At 66.6% G+C, this 2,050-nt stretch carries 2 protein-coding genes; both read left to right on the forward strand.

What is annotated here, in order from left to right:
- Positions 1-841: beta-ketoacyl reductase (locus ACIPLC_RS38130; protein ID WP_400477655.1), on the forward strand; the 841-nt coding region annotated here is incomplete at its 5' end.
- A 7-nt stretch (positions 842-848) separates the two neighbouring features.
- Positions 849-2,050: type I polyketide synthase (locus ACIPLC_RS38135; RefSeq protein WP_400477656.1), on the forward strand; the 1,202-nt coding region annotated here is incomplete at its 3' end.

Below are 2,050 nucleotides of genomic sequence, written 5' to 3' on the forward strand. Positions count from 1 at the left end.
TTTGGACGCTCTGGCTGTTCACCGGCGTGGGCAGGGTCTGCCGGCGCAGTCGCTGGCCTGGGGCCTGTGGGACCAGGCCAGTGGCATGACCGGTGGCCTCAGCAAGGCCGACCGTGTCCGCATGTCGCGCAACGGAGTCCTGCCTTTCCACGTCAGCGAGGGCCTGGCGTTGTTCGACAAGGCGGTGGGCCACGAGGCGGCCATTGTCGTCCCGGTTCGCCTCGACCTCACCGTCCTTGGTGCCAATGAATCACTGCCGCTGTTCCGCGGCCTGGTGCGAGGCCCGTCCCTGCGCAAGGCGGCGAACGCGGACGCGGGTGCGCTTCGGCAGCGACTGGTCGGCGTGTCTAGTGAGGACCGCGAGGCCGCGCTGCTCGATCTGGTCCGCACCCATGCCGCGGCCACCCTCGGGCACGTGGACCCTGCAGTCATCCAGCCGGAGCAGGCATTCAGCGAGCTGGGCTTCGATTCACTGTCCGCTGTGGAGTTCCGCAACTCGGTCAACGTGTCCACCGGACTGCGGCTGTCTTCGACGCTGGTCTTCGACTACCCGAACGCACTGGCCCTGGTCAGGCGGCTGGCTGAGGAACTGGTGCCTGAGGGCGCGGACGACGATGACACGGAGGAGACCGTCCGCCGTGCTCTCGGGTCGATTCCGATTAGCAGGCTCCGGGATGCCGGGATGCTTGCCGGCTTGCTCGAACTCGCCGGGGTCCGAGCGGAGGAGCACGTGCAGGACGATCCCGGCGACGAGCCCTCCATCGACGAGATGGATGCGGACAGCCTGATCAACATGGCACTGCAAAGTGCCGGCCTCGACGATTCAATGCCGGAAGTGTGAGGAACCGATGGTCAATTCCGACGACAAGCTGGTCAACGCGCTTCGCGCATCTCTCAAGGAGACCGAGCGGCTCCGCACGCAGAACCGCAAGCTCACCGAAGCGGCCCGGGAGCCCATCGCGATCGTGGGTATGGCCTGCCGGTTCCCCGGCGGCGTGAAGAATCCGGACGACCTGTGGCGTCTGGTCGTCGACGGGGTCGATGGGGTCTCCGGATTCCCGGAGAACCGCGGCTGGGACCTCGAGAAGCTGTACGACCCTACTGGAACGCGTCCGAACACGACCTATGTCCGGGAAGGGGGCTTCCTGCACGATGCGGCGGACTTCGATCCAGGTTTCTTTGGGATCAGTCCAAGGGAAGCCCTGATCATGGACCCGCAGCAGCGGTTGCTGCTGGAAACATCGTGGGAGGCATTCGAGAACGCCGGGATCGACCCGCGCACTCTCAGGGGCAGCCGGACCGGTGTGTTCGCCGGGATGATGTACCACGACTACACGGGTAACAGCAGCACGGGGTCGATCGCGACGGGCCGGGTGGCATATGCGCTCGGCCTGGAGGGACTTGCGGTCACGGTGGACACGGCGTGTTCGTCGTCGCTGTTGGCATTGCACCTGGCTGCCCAGTCCCTGCGGTCGGGTGAGTGCTCGCTGGCGCTGGCCGGCGGGGTGGCGGTGATGGCCACCGCTGAGACGTTCGTGGAGTTCAGTCGTCAGCGTGGTCTGTCCCGTGATGGGCGGTGCAAGTCGTTCGCGGCTGCTGCGGACGGCACCGGTTGGGGCGAGGGCGTGGGCATGCTGCTGGTCGAGCGGCTGTCGGACGCCCGCCGCAACGGTCATCGGGTGCTCGCGCTGGTGCGTGGCTCTGCCATGAACCAGGATGGTGCGTCGAACGGGTTGACCGCGCCGAATGGTCCGGCGCAGCAGCGGGTGATCCGGCAGGCTCTGGCCAATGCGCAGGTGTCGGCTGCCCAGGTGGACGTTGTAGAGGCCCATGGGACGGGCACGACGTTGGGTGATCCGATCGAGGCGCAGGCGTTGTTGGCGACTTATGGTCAGGAGCGCTCTGATGACCGGCCGTTGTGGTTGGGGTCGTTGAAGTCGAACATCGGCCACGCTCAGGCGGCGGCGGGTGTCGGTGGGATCATCAAGATGGTCATGGCGATGCGGCACGGGGTGCTGCCCATGACGCTGCACGTGGATGAGCCGAGTCC

Source organism: Kitasatospora sp. NPDC086801, from assembly GCF_044745805.1.
In the GTDB taxonomy this organism is placed as follows: domain Bacteria; phylum Actinomycetota; class Actinomycetes; order Streptomycetales; family Streptomycetaceae; genus Kitasatospora.